The 13,453-nt window shown below is 61.9% G+C and carries 15 protein-coding genes; 12 read left to right on the top strand and 3 right to left on the bottom strand.

All coding sequences use genetic code 11. From position 1 onward, the window contains the following. Positions 1-3 precede the first annotated feature (3 nt). The 8 genes from kynU (at position 4) to OEG82_RS16235 (ending at position 8,006) form a co-directional block, all read left to right on the top strand. On the top strand, positions 4-1,197 hold the full coding sequence (gene kynU, locus OEG82_RS16270) for a kynureninase (protein ID WP_267613441.1): 1,194 nt from the start codon (positions 4-6) through the stop codon (positions 1,195-1,197). Then, positions 1,194-2,036: a tryptophan 2,3-dioxygenase gene (gene kynA, locus OEG82_RS16265; protein ID WP_267613440.1), complete on the top strand. Its 843-nt coding sequence runs from the start codon at positions 1,194-1,196 to the stop codon at positions 2,034-2,036. Before kynU ends, kynA begins: the two co-directional genes overlap by 4 nt. 152 nt (positions 2,037-2,188) lie before the next feature. Further along, complete coding sequence (locus OEG82_RS16260; RefSeq protein WP_267613439.1) at positions 2,189-3,280, top strand: cupin domain-containing protein; 1,092 nt, start codon at positions 2,189-2,191, stop codon at positions 3,278-3,280. Between the two features lie 67 nt (positions 3,281-3,347). After that, positions 3,348-4,550 carry an ABC transporter substrate-binding protein gene (locus OEG82_RS16255; protein ID WP_267613438.1) on the top strand — a complete coding sequence of 401 codons (1,203 nt, stop codon included), beginning with the start codon at positions 3,348-3,350 and terminating at the stop codon, positions 4,548-4,550. A gap of 135 nt (positions 4,551-4,685) precedes the next feature. Next, complete coding sequence (locus OEG82_RS16250) at positions 4,686-5,459, top strand: ABC transporter ATP-binding protein (RefSeq protein ID WP_267613437.1); 774 nt, start codon at positions 4,686-4,688, stop codon at positions 5,457-5,459. Beyond that, positions 5,456-6,175 carry an ABC transporter ATP-binding protein gene (locus OEG82_RS16245; RefSeq protein WP_267613436.1) on the top strand — a complete coding sequence of 240 codons (720 nt, stop codon included), beginning with the start codon at positions 5,456-5,458 and terminating at the stop codon, positions 6,173-6,175. Before OEG82_RS16250 ends, OEG82_RS16245 begins: the two co-directional genes overlap by 4 nt. Next, positions 6,172-7,062, top strand: coding sequence for a branched-chain amino acid ABC transporter permease (locus tag OEG82_RS16240; protein WP_267613435.1), 891 nt, complete (start codon positions 6,172-6,174; stop codon positions 7,060-7,062). Before OEG82_RS16245 ends, OEG82_RS16240 begins: the two co-directional genes overlap by 4 nt. Beyond that, positions 7,062-8,006, top strand: coding sequence for a branched-chain amino acid ABC transporter permease (locus tag OEG82_RS16235; protein ID WP_267613434.1), 945 nt, complete (start codon positions 7,062-7,064; stop codon positions 8,004-8,006). Before OEG82_RS16240 ends, OEG82_RS16235 begins: the two co-directional genes overlap by 1 nt. A 24-nt stretch (positions 8,007-8,030) precedes the next feature. On the opposite strand, the gene OEG82_RS16230 is transcribed toward OEG82_RS16235, so the two are convergent. The 3 genes from OEG82_RS16230 to OEG82_RS16220 form a co-directional block, all read right to left on the bottom strand. Continuing rightward, complete coding sequence (locus OEG82_RS16230) at positions 8,031-8,456, bottom strand: acyl-CoA thioesterase (RefSeq protein ID WP_267613433.1); 426 nt, start codon at positions 8,454-8,456, stop codon at positions 8,031-8,033. 185 nt (positions 8,457-8,641) lie between these two features. Then, positions 8,642-9,052, bottom strand: coding sequence for a host attachment family protein (locus OEG82_RS16225; protein ID WP_267613432.1), 411 nt, complete (start codon positions 9,050-9,052; stop codon positions 8,642-8,644). Positions 9,053-9,151: 99 nt separating this feature from the next. Continuing rightward, a complete protein-coding gene (locus tag OEG82_RS16220; RefSeq protein WP_267613431.1) occupies positions 9,152-9,721 on the bottom strand; it encodes a type 1 glutamine amidotransferase domain-containing protein in 570 nt (189 codons plus the stop codon). A gap of 276 nt (positions 9,722-9,997) precedes the next feature. On the opposite strand from OEG82_RS16220, the gene dusA reads away from it, so the two are divergent. The 4 genes from dusA to OEG82_RS16200 all read left to right on the top strand — a co-directional run bounded on the left by dusA (position 9,998) and on the right by OEG82_RS16200 (position 13,367). Next, on the top strand, positions 9,998-11,005 hold the full coding sequence (gene dusA / locus OEG82_RS16215) for a tRNA dihydrouridine(20/20a) synthase DusA (protein WP_267614978.1): 1,008 nt from the start codon (positions 9,998-10,000) through the stop codon (positions 11,003-11,005). 194 nt (positions 11,006-11,199) lie between these two features. Beyond that, positions 11,200-11,955 carry an amino acid ABC transporter substrate-binding protein gene (locus OEG82_RS16210; protein ID WP_267613430.1) on the top strand — a complete coding sequence of 252 codons (756 nt, stop codon included), beginning with the start codon at positions 11,200-11,202 and terminating at the stop codon, positions 11,953-11,955. Positions 11,956-11,964: 9 nt separating this feature from the next. Continuing rightward, positions 11,965-12,639 (top strand): amino acid ABC transporter permease, encoded by a 675-nt coding sequence (locus tag OEG82_RS16205; protein WP_267613429.1) that lies wholly within the window; start codon positions 11,965-11,967, stop codon positions 12,637-12,639. Continuing rightward, positions 12,636-13,367 (top strand): amino acid ABC transporter ATP-binding protein, encoded by a 732-nt coding sequence (locus OEG82_RS16200; RefSeq protein WP_267613428.1) that lies wholly within the window; start codon positions 12,636-12,638, stop codon positions 13,365-13,367. Before OEG82_RS16205 ends, OEG82_RS16200 begins: the two co-directional genes overlap by 4 nt. Positions 13,368-13,453: the final 86 nt, after the last annotated feature.

The raw sequence follows: 13,453 nt of genomic DNA, 5'->3' as shown, positions 1-13,453 counted from the left end.
CCCATGACGGATTTTTCAGCAAGCCGGGCCAGGTTCGATCTTCCCGCGGGCATAACCTATCTCGACGGCAATTCGCTCGGGCCCTTGCCCGGGGCTGCAGTCGAACGCGCGCGCAGGACGATTGCCGATGAATGGGGCCCGATGCTGATCACCGGCTGGAACAAGGCCCAGTGGATGGATCTTCCCGCGCGTCTTGGCGACCGCATCGGCCGTCTGATCGGCGCGCCGGCGGGCAGCACCGTGGTCGGCGACACCCTGTCGATCAAGGTCTACCAGGCGGTGGCCTCCGCGGTGGAGCTGCGTCCCGGCCGAAAGATCGTGCTGTCGGATAGTGGCAATTTCCCCAGCGACCTCTACATGGCCGACGGCCTGCTCAAGAGCCTCAAGCAGGGGCATGAGCTCAAAATCGTCGACCCGGAGGCTGTGGCCGATCATATCAATGAGGATGTGGCAGCAGTGATGCTGACCCAGGTCGATTACCGCACCGGCCGGTTGCACGACATGAAGACGATCACTGCCAAGGCCCATGCCAGCGGCGCGATGATGATTTGGGACCTGGCGCATACAGCCGGCGCATTGCCGATCGATCTGACCGATTGCAATGCCGACATCGCCGTCGGCTGCACCTATAAATATCTCAATGGCGGCCCCGGCGCGCCGGGCTTCATCCATGTGCGCCCGGATCTGATCGATCAGGTCCGTCCGGCACTGTCGGGCTGGCTCGGGCACGAGGCGCCGTTTTCCTTCGATCTCGATTACCGTCCGGGCGAGGGCATCAGCCGGATGCGCGTCGGCACACCGCCGGTGATCCAGATGGCGGTGCTTGACGCAGCCCTTGATGAATTCGACGGCATTGCCATGGAAGCCATCCGGGCGCGCTCGATCGAACTCTGCGAACAATTCATTGCCGAGGTAGAATCCGGCTGCAAGGATGTAGAGCTTGCCAGCCCGCGCGATCCGCATGCGCGTGGCAGCCAGGTCTCGTTCCGCTTCCGCGAAGGCTATGCGGCAATGCAGGCGCTGATCGCCCGCGGCATCATCGGCGATTTTCGCGCCCCCGATATCATGCGGTTCGGCTTTTGCCCGCTCTACAACACGCCCGACGAGGTCAGCCATGCCGCAGCCGCGCTGTGCGAGATCATTGCCACGGGTGAATGGGACCGGCCGGAGTTCAAGACCCGGAAAGCCGTCACATGAGCGAGCCCGGGGATTACGACCCTTCCAAGGAGGGGGCGGAGATGAATTTCGACGGGCGCATGTCCTATGGCGACTATCTCTGCATCGACCAGATCCTCGGGGCGCAAAAGGTCAGGACCGACGCCCATGACGAGATGCTGTTCATCATCCAGCACCAGACCTCGGAACTGTGGATGCGGCTGGTGATCCACGAGATCACGGCGGCGCGCGCGGCCATCAGGGGCGATCATCTGCAACCGGCCATGAAGACGCTTGCACGCGTCTCGCGGATATTCGAGCAACTCAACTCGGCCTGGGATGTGCTCCGGACCATGACGCCCGCCGATTACACCCATTTTCGCAACAAGCTGGGCCAGTCTTCCGGCTTTCAGTCGCTGCAATACCGGCAGATCGAATATGCGCTGGGAAACCGCAATCACGCCATGATGCGCCCGCACGCGCATGTGCCCGACGCCATCGCCAAGCTTGAGGCCGAACTTGCCGAGCCCAGCCTCTATGATGAAGCCATCCGTCTGGCCAACCGGCGCGGGGTGGCGATGCCCGACGAGGTGCTTGGCCGCGATGTCCGCGAAACCCATGTGCTGCATGACGGCGTGACGGCCGGCTGGAAGGTGATCTACGAGAACCCGGAAAAGCACTGGGCACTTTATGAGGTTGCGGAGAAGCTGGTCGATCTGGAAGACTATTTCCGGCGCTGGCGGTTCAACCATGTCACCACGGTGGAGCGCGTGATCGGGCTCAAGCGCGGCACCGGCGGCACCGGCGGCACCAGCTATCTCAGGCGCATGCTGGATGTGGAATTGTTCCCCGAGCTCTGGCGGGTGCGAACGGAGTTGTAGTCTGGAGATACGGGCCGAAGGCGAGTTGTTTTAGTCTTGAAATATCTATCGGCTCGGATAGTCTTGAATTGCTGTTGAAAATCCCGGTCTGCGGCTGTCGCTGAGGGCCGATCCGGATAAAAGGGCGGCGAATGGTGGCTTGGGAGAGCAGTTTGGACACGCGCGCGGAAATCAGGTTGCCGACTTTGGAACTCAGGGACGACCTGCCGTTTTTCACGAAAACGCTGAAAATGCGTCTCGACATGATCTATCCGGCCGACGATCCCGAAGTCGCGGTTCTGTCCGGCCACGGCCTGCGCATCCGGATCCAGAAGGGCGCGCCCGAAGCGCCGGGCACGCTGCGCATCCTGACCGATGATCCCGACGGCTTTGCCGGCGGCAAGCGCGAGCTGATCGCGCCCAATGGCACACGCATTGAAATCGACGAATTGAATCCGCCTCTGGTGATGCCCGAGACCAAGCACGCTTTCGTGGTCCGGCGGCTGGCCGATCAGGCGCCCTGGGTGATCGGCCGCGCCGGCATGGAATACCGGGACCTGATTCCGACCCGGCTGGGCGGGGCGATGATTGCGTCGCATATAAGGGTGCCGGACGGGCCGGTGCCCGACATGGTGCATTTCCACAAGGTCGGGTTCCAGCTGATCTTCTGCATCAGCGGCTGGGTTGATGTGCTTTATGAAGATCAGGGCGGCATCCGCCGCCTGCACGCCGGGGACTGTTTCATCCAGCCTCCGCAGATCCGCCACAAGGTGCTGCATGCGGCCGATGGCATCGAGGTGATCGAGATTGGCGTGCCGGCCGACCACGTCACCGAAATCGACCATGACATGGAATTGCCGACGCCGCATGAGCGGCCCGACCGCGAGTGGGACGGCCAGCGTTTCGTGCACAGCCTGGTCAAGGACGGCCAGTTCAAGCCGTTCCGCATTCCGGGATTCGAGGCGCGCGACACGACCATAAACGAGAACACCAAGGGCGTGGCCTCGGTGATGGTGGCGCGGCCTTCAGGCGTGCATGACCCGGTCTGGACCCGGCATGAGGGTGATATACTGTTCAATTTCGTGATGTCGGGGAGCATGTTGCTGGAGGGCGAGGGCAAGGAGCCTTATCGTCTTGAAAAAGGCGACGCTTTTGTCATTCCTCCACGCATGGCAACACGCTACAGTGAACCCAGCAGCGATCTTGAACTGCTGGAGGTCTCACTTCCCGGAACATTCGAGACACATGCTGTCGACGAGATCTGAGCGTTTCGGATGGTAGCCCGCCGTTCGCTCACGTAACACAGGGCATAAAAACAATGGGAGCAGTCAAATGAAAAAGACAATCTATGCAGCAGCAATCGCGGCCTTGCTGGCGTCCAGCGGCTCGAGCCTTGCCGCCGACACCAAGATCGGCCTGTTGATGGACATCACCGGTCCGATCGCAAGCTTCATCCCGCCCTTGCAGAACGCCGCCAACCTGGCCGTTCAGCAGGTCAATGAGCAGGGCGGTCTGCTTGATGGCCAGGCTGTGCCGGTCTATGGCGACACCACCGGCTCGTCGCAGGGCGCGGTCGATGCCGCCGGCAAGCTGATCAATGTCGAAAACGTGCCGATCATCATGGGTGCGCTGATGTCGGGCACGACAATCGCCGCCGCGGAAGCTGCCGCGATTCCGGCCGGTGTGGTGCAGATTTCGCCAACCGCCACCTCGCCGGCAATGACGGGCATCAACGACAACGACCTGCTCTACCGCATCGTGCCGTCGGACAATTTCCAGGGCGAAGTGCTGGCCAAGATGGTGATGGATGAAGGTCTGACCAAGGTCGCCGTGACCTTCGTCAACAATGACTATGGCGTCGGCATCGGCGGCACCTTCGTCGAGGCCTACAAGGCGCTTGGCGGTGAAGTCGTTGCCGAAGTCAAGCACGAGGAGAAGAAGAACTCCTACCGCTCCGAGCTTGCCACCCTGTCCAAGGCCGGCGGCGATGCGCTGGTGGTGATTGCCTATGCCGGTGATTCCGGCAGCAAGATCGTCAAGCAGGCGATCGAGGGCGGATTGTTCACCAAGTTCGTCGGCACCGACGGACTGCGCGACGAAGCCCTGATTGCCGATATCGGCGCCGAAGCGCTGGCGACCTCGTTCTTCTCGGCGCCGACATCTCCGGACGACAATCCGAACCAGGCCAAGCTGCATGATGCCTATACCGCAGCCTACAACGAGCCTGCCGACAAGCCGTTCGTCGACCAGACCTATGACGCCACCTTCATGGCATTGCTTGCTGTCGAGCAGGCCGGTTCCGCTGACCGCGCCAAGATGGCCGAAGCCCTGCGCGCGATCGCATCGGCTCCGGGCGAAAAGGTCGGTCCCGGCGAATGGGCCAGGGCCAAGGCGCTGATCGCCGAAGGCAAGGACATTGATTATGATGGCGCCGGCGGCAGCTATGACTTTGACGAAAACGGCGATGTCGCCGGTTTCATCGGCAAGTTCGTCGTCGACGGCACTGTCTACAAGCAGATTGCCATCGTCGAATAATCCTATCCGGATTTGACAAGACCCTCCCTCCCTGCGCATGCGGGGAGGGACACAAACAAAGCGCGAGCCACCGGGCCGGACCATGACCGGCCGGGAAAGGCATCGCCAGCGGATAACCCGCTACATGGGGCGCATATGATTTCAGTTGAACATGTGAAGGTGAGTTATGGCGGCCCCAATGTCGTCGATGACGTCAGCTTCGACATTCCCGCCGGCAAGATCACCGGTCTGATCGGGCCCAATGGGGCAGGCAAGACCACGATGTTCAATGCCATTGCCGGGCATGTGGCGCTTGCCGGTGGCCGTGTGCTGCTCGAGGGCAAGGACATCACCGGGCTGCAGCCGCATCAGCGCGCCGCGCGCGGACTGGCGCGAACCTTCCAGATTCCGCACGAGTTTTCGCAGCTCACTGTCATCGAGAATTTCATGGCGGCCGCCGCCACGCCGATCGGCGAAAACGTCTTCAACGTCATCTTCCGGCGCGGCCGCTTTGCCGCCGAAGAGGAGGCGACCTATCGCGCAGCGCGTGACATGGTGAGTTTTCTCGAGATCGACCAGGTCAAGGACGAAAAGGCCGGCAATCTGTCGGGCGGCCAGAAGAAGCTGCTCGAGCTCGGCCGGGCGCTGATGCGCAAACCGAAGATCATCCTGCTCGACGAGATCGGCGCCGGCATCAACCGCACGCTGCTGGCCAAGATCTCCGACAAGATCCTGCTGCTCAACAGGGAGCAGGGCCTGACCTTCTGCCTGATCGAGCATGATCTCGACTATGTCTCGAAACTCTGTGACGAAGTCATCGTCATGGCCCAGGGCACGCTGTTGATGCGCGGCGCGGTCGACGAGGTGCGCCAGGACGCGCGCGTCATCGAAGCCTATTTCGGCGGCGGAAAATATGAGGCCCGGCCATGAGCGCGTTGTTGTCTGTCAAGGAATTGACCGCCGGTTATGGGGGCGTCCCTATCATCGAAGGCATCAATCTCGATGTCCAGGAACACGAGATCTCGGTGATCATCGGGCCAAACGGGGCCGGCAAGTCGACCCTGCTGAAAACCATTTTCGCGCTGACGGCGCGGTCTGAAGGCGGCATCTCCTTTGCCGGCAAGGACATCACCGGTCTGAAAACCGCGCAACTGGTGCCGCTCGGCATTTCCATGGTGCCGCAGAGCCGCAACGTGTTTCCGACGCTCAATGTCGATGAAAATCTCGATGTCGGCACCTATGCAGCACCTCCCAGGGACAAGGAAGCGGTGCGGGAGAATGTGCTGACGCTGTTTCCCGATCTGCGCGACAAGCTCGGCCAGGCGGCCGGCGAGTTGTCGGGCGGCCAGCGGCAGATGGTGGCGATGGGCCGGGCGCTGATGAGCGAGCCGAAACTGCTGCTGCTGGATGAACCCACAGCGGGACTGTCGCCCGCCTATCTCGAGATCATCTTCGACCTGCTGCTCGACATCCGCAGGCGCGGCGTCACCATATTGATGGTCGAGCAGAACGCCAAGCAGGCCTTGCGGATCGCCGACAACGGCCATGTGCTGGTCAGCGGCAGGAATTTCATATCCGGAACCGGTGAGGCGCTGCTCAACGATGACGCGGTGCGGCGCTCGTTCCTCGGGGGTGCTGCGGCATGATCGATTTCATCAACCTGTATCTCGTTCCGGGACTGACCATCGGCAGCGTCTATGCGCTCGGCGCGGTCGGCATCTCGATGATCTTCGGCATCCTGCGGTTTGCGCATTTCGCCCATGGCGACCTGATGACCCTTGGCGGCTATGGCGTTCTGACGGCGGTCTGGTTCATTCCGATCCATCCGCTGCTGCTGCTGCCCTTCGGCATCGCGCTGGCCATCGTGGCGGCGCTGGCGGTCGACCAGTTCTTCTACAAGCCGCTGCGCAAGCTGCCGACCATCTACACCGTGATTGCCTCCTTCGGCGTGGCGCTGATCTTCCGCTCGCTGGCGCAATTGTTCTGGAGCTCGGGCAATCAGGTGTTCATCCCGGGCGTGCGCATGCCGGTGGTGCTGTTTGACACGTTCCGGATTTCCGAGCTGCACATGCAGGTGATCATTCTGACGCTGATCATCGCCATCGCGCTGCATTTCTTCCTGACCCGCTCGAAGCTGGGCCGGGCGATGCGGGCGGTGTCGGATGAGCCGGAACTGGCGGCCGTGGCAGGTCTCGACACCGAGCGGGTGATCCGCTGGACCTGGGTGATCGGCGCGTCGATGGCCGCCACCGCAGGCGTGTTTGCCGGCATGGACACCTCTATGCACCCCAATCTCGGCTGGAACCTGCTGCTGGCGATGTTTGCCGCAGCGGTGCTGGGCGGCATCGGCAAGCCGATGGGGGCGATTGTCGGCGGTCTTATCATCGGCGTCGCCGAGGAGACCGCCACGTTTACCTGGTTCAGCGATGAAGCCTTCATCTCGCCGTCCTACAAATCCGCCGTGGCCTTCTTCATCATGGTGGCGCTGCTTCTGTTCAGGCCGCAGGGTCTGTTCAAGGGGAGGTTGCTGTAATGGAAATGACCGGTCTGTTCTTCTATCTGGTCAGCGTGCTGATCGCCGGCGGCATCTATGCGGTGCTGTGCCTGGCGCTGAATGTGCAATGGGGCATGGGTGGCCTGTTCAATGCGGGCATAGCCGGCTTCTTCGCCGTCGGCGCCTATGCCTCGGCGATCGCCACCACGGCGATGTCGTCCAAGCATCTCGGCGGCTTTGATCTGCCGATCCCGTTCGGGCTGGCAGCGGCCATGATCGTCGCCGGCATCACCGGATGGGTGGTGGCCAAGATCTGCGTCCGGCTCAAGAGCGACTATCTGGCCATGGCCTCGGTGGGCATCGCCGAGATCCTGCGGCTGGTGATCGTCAATGAATCCTGGCTCACCAATGGCAGTCTCGGCATTGCCGGTGTGCCGCGCCCCTTCGGCAATCTGGTGCAGGGCAGGGAGGCCGATCTTCTCTATCTCGCCGTTGTCTGGTTCTGTGTGCTCGGTGTCTACATCCTGTGCCAGCGGCTTTATGTCAGCCCCTGGGGCCGCACCTTGCGAGCAATCCGCGACAATGAGGACTCGGCGCGCGCTGCGGGCAAGGATGTCGACTGGTTCCGCTTGCAGACCTTCGTCATCGGCTGCGCCATCATGGGGCTCGCAGGCGGACTGTCGGCGCATTACTTCAAGTTCCTGTCGCCCTCGGCCACCGAGCCGCTGCTGGTCACATTCCTGGTCTGGGTGATGCTGATGGCCGGTGGATCGGGCAACAATCGCGGCGCCATTGTCGGCGCGCTGGCGATCTGGTTCATCTGGTCGGCGACCGAGATCTTCACCAGCCGGCTGCCGCCGGAATGGGTGACCCGGTCCTCCTATATCCGCATGCTGCTGGTGGGGCTCTTGCTGCAATTCGTGCTGCAGAAATTCCGCTCCGGACTGGTGCCGGAGAAATCACCGAAAATCAGATCTGACTAGAAGTGTTGCTGGTGTCCCGCGGATCTATTCCGCGGGGTTGGCCGGCAGGAACGACACCAGCTTGGCGCGCACATCATCCGGCCATGGCATGGAGGTGTGCTTGTCGAGCCAGCTGGCCGCAAGCACCTGTTTGCCCGACCAACGATGTTCCTCGCCGCACAGGACCACATGCTCGACCGTCATCGACGATTTGCCGACGCGCGTGACGGTGAGTTCGAAGGTCAGTTTCTCGCCAAACAGCGACGGCTTGGAGAAATCACAAGTCAGATGGACGGTGGGTGTGCCCCAGCGTTCCTTCCAGATGATTTCATGCCAGGGGTAGCCGATCGAGGACCAGAATTCCTCGATCACGCCGTTGAGAAGATTGAGATAGGCCGGGTAATAGGCGGTGCCGGAGATGTCGCAGTCGCCGAAATGCAGCATGCGGTCGGTGGTGTAGCTGACAGTCATGTTCCCCCCAAGTCCTGATCAAAGCACCCGCAGGTTTCGCATGAGGGGCGGAAAGAGGCAACTCCGGGCCACATGGCAAAAGGTCGGGGATGGGGCGTCGGGAGATTGACCGGGCCCTCCGCACTCGCCAAGACATGCAAACGGCCGGGCAGAGCGCCCGGCCGTTTGATGCGTATCGGCTGATATCAGAGTGCAGCCAGAACAGATTTCTCGATCTGGTCGACGGGGCTGTTGACCAGCGTCTTGGGCAGTTCAAGCATGATCTTGTCGGTGACGCTGACATGCAGGCTCGGACGGGTCTCGCCCAGGGTGTCGGGATCGAGCACCAGGATCAGGTGGTCGAACTTGTGTTTCTGGGCCAGGTCATAGAGGTGATTGGCGAGAATTTTGGCGAATGTCGCCTCCATCGATTCCTTGGCGGAGACGTCCGGCGGCTGCTTGCCGGCCGGGCCCTGGTCAGCCAGATCGCCGGGCTCGAGATCATGTTCGTGCTGCAGCTTGAGTTCGCCGCTCTTGCCGGAATTGCGGTAGAATTTGGCGCCTTCTCCGGTGCCTACGACGATGAGGGTCTTGTGAGGAACTGGTTTGTGGGTCATGCGATCTCCCGCTGTATGTGAAAAGTCTGGCCCGTCATGGGATGGCGGCCATTGCGGCGGGTCGGGGCAGCCGCCGAAGCGACCACCCCAAGAACCGGATCAGGCAGCGTTTGCGGAATCGCGGTGATGCTCACCTTCGCGAACTTCTTCTATGATCTTGGAAACGAAGGCTTCCAGATCCTCGGGCGAACGGCTGGTGATGATGCCGTTGTCGATGGCGATTTCGCTGTCTTTCCACTTGGCGCCGGCATTTTCCATGTCGGTGCGGATCGAGTGGTAAGACGTTGCTTCGCGGCCCTTTATGACATCGGCTTCGATGAGCAGCCACGGGGCGTGGCAGATGGCAGCAACGATCTTGTCGCCGGTGACGAAGTCACGGACCAGCTGAACGGCTTCCTTGTTGACGCGCAGGATATCTGGGTTGATCTGGCCACCGGGCAGCACCAGCGCAATGTAGTCATCGACCTTGACGTCGGAAATCTTCAGGTCGGCTTCGACCGAAGCACCCCAGTCGCCATTGTCCCAACCCTTGATCGAGTTGCCGTCAGGGGTTGCGACGTGAACGGTCGCGCCGGCCTGCTTGAGGTGCTCAAGCGGATATTCCAGCTCGGACTGCTCAAAGCCATTGGTCGACATGATGAGGATTTTTGCGTTTTCCATATTCGGCATCGGGGTCTCCTTTGCGTTTGAAACTTACCGGTCTACAATGTCCTGACCGCCTATGAGTTCCATGCGCTGCGACAATCTGGCCGACCGGTGCCAGGCGGCGGGGCCCGGACCATTTGCCTGGCTAGCTCCGTGGCCTGCCCGGAATGCCGCTTTGCCGGGGCAGGGTGGTACAGGTGCGTTGCGCGCGTAATAATCGTGCAATCAGGCCGGAAATCCGCTATGAGGCCCCGCATCTCCACCCATCGACGTGCCCACGACAGGCTTCAGGCAGACTTCATGTATCGCGACGCATTGAAAAACAACGACAAGATCCTCTCGGTGGCACCGATGATGGACTGGACGGACCGGCATTGCCGGTTCCTGCACCGGCAATTGACCGGCCGGGCGCTGCTTTACACCGAGATGGTGGTGGCCGAAGCCATCATCCATGGCGACCGGGAGCGGCTTCTGGGCTATGATCCGGCCGAGCATCCGGTGGCGCTGCAACTGGGCGGATCGGAGCCGGAAAAGCTGGCCGAGGCGGTCCGGATTGCCGGTGACTTCGGCTATGACGAAATCAATCTCAATGTCGGCTGTCCGTCCGACCGGGTCCAGTCCGGAGCCTTCGGGGCCTGCCTGATGCGCGAGCCGGATCTGGTGGCGCGCTGTGTGGCGGCAATGAAGGCGGTGTCGGACATGCCGGTGACGGTCAAATGCCGCATCGGCGTTGACGAGCAGGCCCCCGAAATCGCCCTGTCGGAGTTGGCAAATGCGCTCGTTGACGCGGGCACGGATGCGCTGTGGGTGCATGCGCGCAAGGCTTGGCTGGAAGGGCTCTCACCCAAGCAGAACCGCGATGTTCCGCCGCTCGATTATGATCGTGTCTATCGCCTCAAGCAGCATTACCCCAATGTTTTCATCGGCATAAATGGCGGAATTGCCGATCTGAATCAGGCCGTTGATCAATTGAATCATGTGGACGGCGTGATGCTTGGGCGGGCGGCCTATCACAATGCTTCATTGCTGACTGACGTTGACCGGCGGGTCTATGGGATGGATGTGCCTGAAACCGACTGGGATGCAGTCTGCGCGGCGATGATGACCCATGCGGAAGCGCATCTGGCTTCCGGCGGGCGGCTGATCCACATCACGCGGCACATGGTTGGCCTTTTCCTGGGGGTGCGCGGCGCGCGGCGGTTCAGGCAGATCCTGTCAACCGAGGCGGTGCGTCCGGGGGCGGGGCCGGAGGTGATCGCCGCAGCCTTCGCTGCGATCGATTTTAGCGACCTTACCGCTGCGGCCTGAGCCCGCCGCGACAATCCCGGAGTGAAGCGCGTGCCGCTACCACCGGCGATCACGCCTGTTCACGCGGCAACACATAGTGCAATCCGCCTTTGACAAACGGGAACCAACGCCCATCTAAGCCGTTCAGTTCAAGGGGCCGCGAGCCTCGATGCGCCGGTTTCCGGCGCCGGTCCGGACCATCAAGGGATAATTCAATGTTGAAAGCACTTGTCATCGCTGCCGTCACCACGGCCAGCTTCGTTACCATGGCACAGGCCCAGGACACGCTCCGGGTCGGCATGTCGGGCGGCTATTTCCCCTTCACCTTCGTCAAGCAGGACAAGCTTCAGGGCTTTGAAGTGGACGTGATGGACGCGGTCGGCCGCCAGGCCGGGCTTGAGGTCGAATATGTCACCATGTCGTTTTCCGGCCTGATCGGCGCCCTGAGCTCCGGCCGCATCGACACGGTTGCCAACCAGATCACCATCACGCCGGAGCGGGAAGAGGCCTTCGCCTTTACCCAGCCCTATGTCTATGACGGCGCCCAGGTGGTGGTTAAGAAGGGCAATGAGGGCGACATCAACGGTCCGGAGGATCTCAAGGGCCGCACGGTGGCGGTCAATCTGGGTTCGAATTTCGAGCAATTGCTGCGCGAGCTTCCCTATGCCGGCGAGATCACCATCAAGACCTACGAGTCCAATATCGAGCAGGACACGGCACTTGGCCGCGTCGATGCCTTCGTGATGGACCGGGTGTCTTCGGCCGAAGTCATCGACAAGAGCCCGCTGCCGCTGGCGCTCGCGGGCAAGCCCTTTGCCGAGATCCACAATGCCCTGCCGTTCCGCGATGACGAGGAAGGCCGGGCCCTGCGGGACAAGGTCGACGCGGCGCTGACGGCGCTGAAGGAAGACGGCACGCTTGCGGAAATCTCCCAGACATGGTTCGGGTCGGATATCACCTCGACCGAATAGGGTTTAGCCATGAAACCGCTCGATCTGGACTACATGCTGGGGCTGGTCCCGGTGCTCCTGAGCTACGTGCCGCTGACGCTGGCCATGGCGCTGGCGTCGATGGCGCTGGCGCTGGTGCTGGCGTCGCTGCTGGCCGTCGAGCGGATCCTGCGGATTCCGGTGCTGGATCAGGCGGTGATGCTGTTCATCAGCTTCTTCCGCGGCACGCCTTTGCTGGTGCAGCTGTTCCTGTTCTATTACGGGCTGCCGCAACTGGTGTCGGCGCTGGCCCAGATCAATGGCGTCACCGCGGCGATCATGGGCCTGACGCTGCATTTCTCGGCCTATATGGCCGAGAGCATCCGGGCTGCCATCCTCGGAGTCGACCGAAGCCAGTGGGAAGCCTCGATGGCTGTGGGCATGACCCGCGGCCAGATGCTCCGGCGCATCGTGCTGCCGCAGGCCTCGCGCGTGGCTGCCCCCACACTGGTCAATTATTTCATCGACATGATCAAGAGCACGTCGCTCGCCTTCACCCTCGGCGTCACCGAAATGATGGGCGCCACCCAGAAGGAAGCCGCCGGCAGTTTCCTCTATTTTGAAAGTTTCATCGTGGTTGCCATTCTCTACTGGATCATCGTCGAGGTGCTGTCCTATGGCCAGCGCCTGCTGGAGGGCCGCATGGAACAGGCCTACGCCCGATGACCGGCGTTCGCGGACTGATCAAGCGCTTTGGCGCCAATACCGTACTCGACGGCATCGATCTCGACATCGCCGACGGCGAACGGGTGGCCATCATCGGCCCGTCGGGCACCGGAAAGTCGACATTGCTGCGATCGATCAATTTCCTCGACCAGCCCGATGCCGGCACCATCACCGTGGGTGATCTCAGCGTTGACGCGGCCCGCGCCAGCCGCGCCGACATCCTGGCTCTGCGTCGCCGCACGGCCTTCGTGTTCCAGAATTACGCGCTGTTTGCCAACAAGACCGCACGGCAGAACATCACCGAAGCGCTGATCACGGTGCAGAAGCGGTTGCCGGCCGAGGCCGAGGCCCGGGCCGATGCCGTTTTGCGTGAGACCGGTCTGAGCGACAAGGCCGATGCCTATCCGGCAGCGCTTTCGGGTGGACAGCAGCAACGCGTCGGCATTGGCCGCGCGATGGCGCTGGATGCCGATCTGATGCTGTTTGACGAGCCGACCTCGGCGCTCGATCCCGAATGGGTGGGCGAGGTGCTGGATCTGATGCGCCGTGTCGCCGAGCAGCGCCAGACCATGCTGATTGTCACTCACGAGATGCAGTTTGCCCGCGAGATCGCTGACCGTATCGTCTTCATGGAAGGCGGACGCATTGTCGAGCAGGGCCCGCCCGCGCAGATATTTGACGCGCCCGAGGATTCTCGGACCCGCGACTTTCTGCGCCGGGTAACCTGAGACGAAAACGCCGCCAGCGTCATGGCCGGCGGCGTTCAGGTAAAACAGTCTTGTTTTCAATGGCGGGCGTAGGGTTTTTCAATGGC

Source organism: Hoeflea ulvae, assembly GCF_026619435.1.
Taxonomy (GTDB): Bacteria; Pseudomonadota; Alphaproteobacteria; order Rhizobiales; family Rhizobiaceae; genus Hoeflea; species Hoeflea ulvae.
This window is presented reverse-complemented; position numbering and strand designations above follow the sequence as displayed.

Excerpts from the sequence above, each read along its gene's own strand:
- OEG82_RS16240 (WP_267613435.1), top strand. The coding sequence starts at position 6,172 with ATGATCGATTTCATCAACCTGTATCTCGTTCCGGGACTGACCATCGGC.
- OEG82_RS16235 (WP_267613434.1), top strand. The coding sequence starts at position 7,062 with ATGGAAATGACCGGTCTGTTCTTCTATCTGGTCAGCGTGCTGATCGCC.
- OEG82_RS16205 (WP_267613429.1), top strand. The coding sequence starts at position 11,965 with ATGAAACCGCTCGATCTGGACTACATGCTGGGGCTGGTCCCGGTGCTC.
- OEG82_RS16250 (WP_267613437.1), top strand. The coding sequence starts at position 4,686 with ATGATTTCAGTTGAACATGTGAAGGTGAGTTATGGCGGCCCCAATGTC.
- kynA (WP_267613440.1), top strand. The coding sequence starts at position 1,194 with ATGAGCGAGCCCGGGGATTACGACCCTTCCAAGGAGGGGGCGGAGATG.
- OEG82_RS16225 (WP_267613432.1), bottom strand. The coding sequence starts at position 9,052 with ATGACCCACAAACCAGTTCCTCACAAGACCCTCATCGTCGTAGGCACC.
- OEG82_RS16245 (WP_267613436.1), top strand. The coding sequence starts at position 5,456 with ATGAGCGCGTTGTTGTCTGTCAAGGAATTGACCGCCGGTTATGGGGGC.
- OEG82_RS16220 (WP_267613431.1), bottom strand. The coding sequence starts at position 9,721 with ATGCCGAATATGGAAAACGCAAAAATCCTCATCATGTCGACCAATGGC.
- dusA (WP_267614978.1), top strand. The coding sequence starts at position 9,998 with ATGTATCGCGACGCATTGAAAAACAACGACAAGATCCTCTCGGTGGCA.
- OEG82_RS16230 (WP_267613433.1), bottom strand. The coding sequence starts at position 8,456 with ATGACTGTCAGCTACACCACCGACCGCATGCTGCATTTCGGCGACTGC.
- OEG82_RS16200 (WP_267613428.1), top strand. The coding sequence starts at position 12,636 with ATGACCGGCGTTCGCGGACTGATCAAGCGCTTTGGCGCCAATACCGTA.
- kynU (WP_267613441.1), top strand. The coding sequence starts at position 4 with ATGACGGATTTTTCAGCAAGCCGGGCCAGGTTCGATCTTCCCGCGGGC.
- OEG82_RS16210 (WP_267613430.1), top strand. The coding sequence starts at position 11,200 with ATGTTGAAAGCACTTGTCATCGCTGCCGTCACCACGGCCAGCTTCGTT.
- OEG82_RS16255 (WP_267613438.1), top strand. The coding sequence starts at position 3,348 with ATGAAAAAGACAATCTATGCAGCAGCAATCGCGGCCTTGCTGGCGTCC.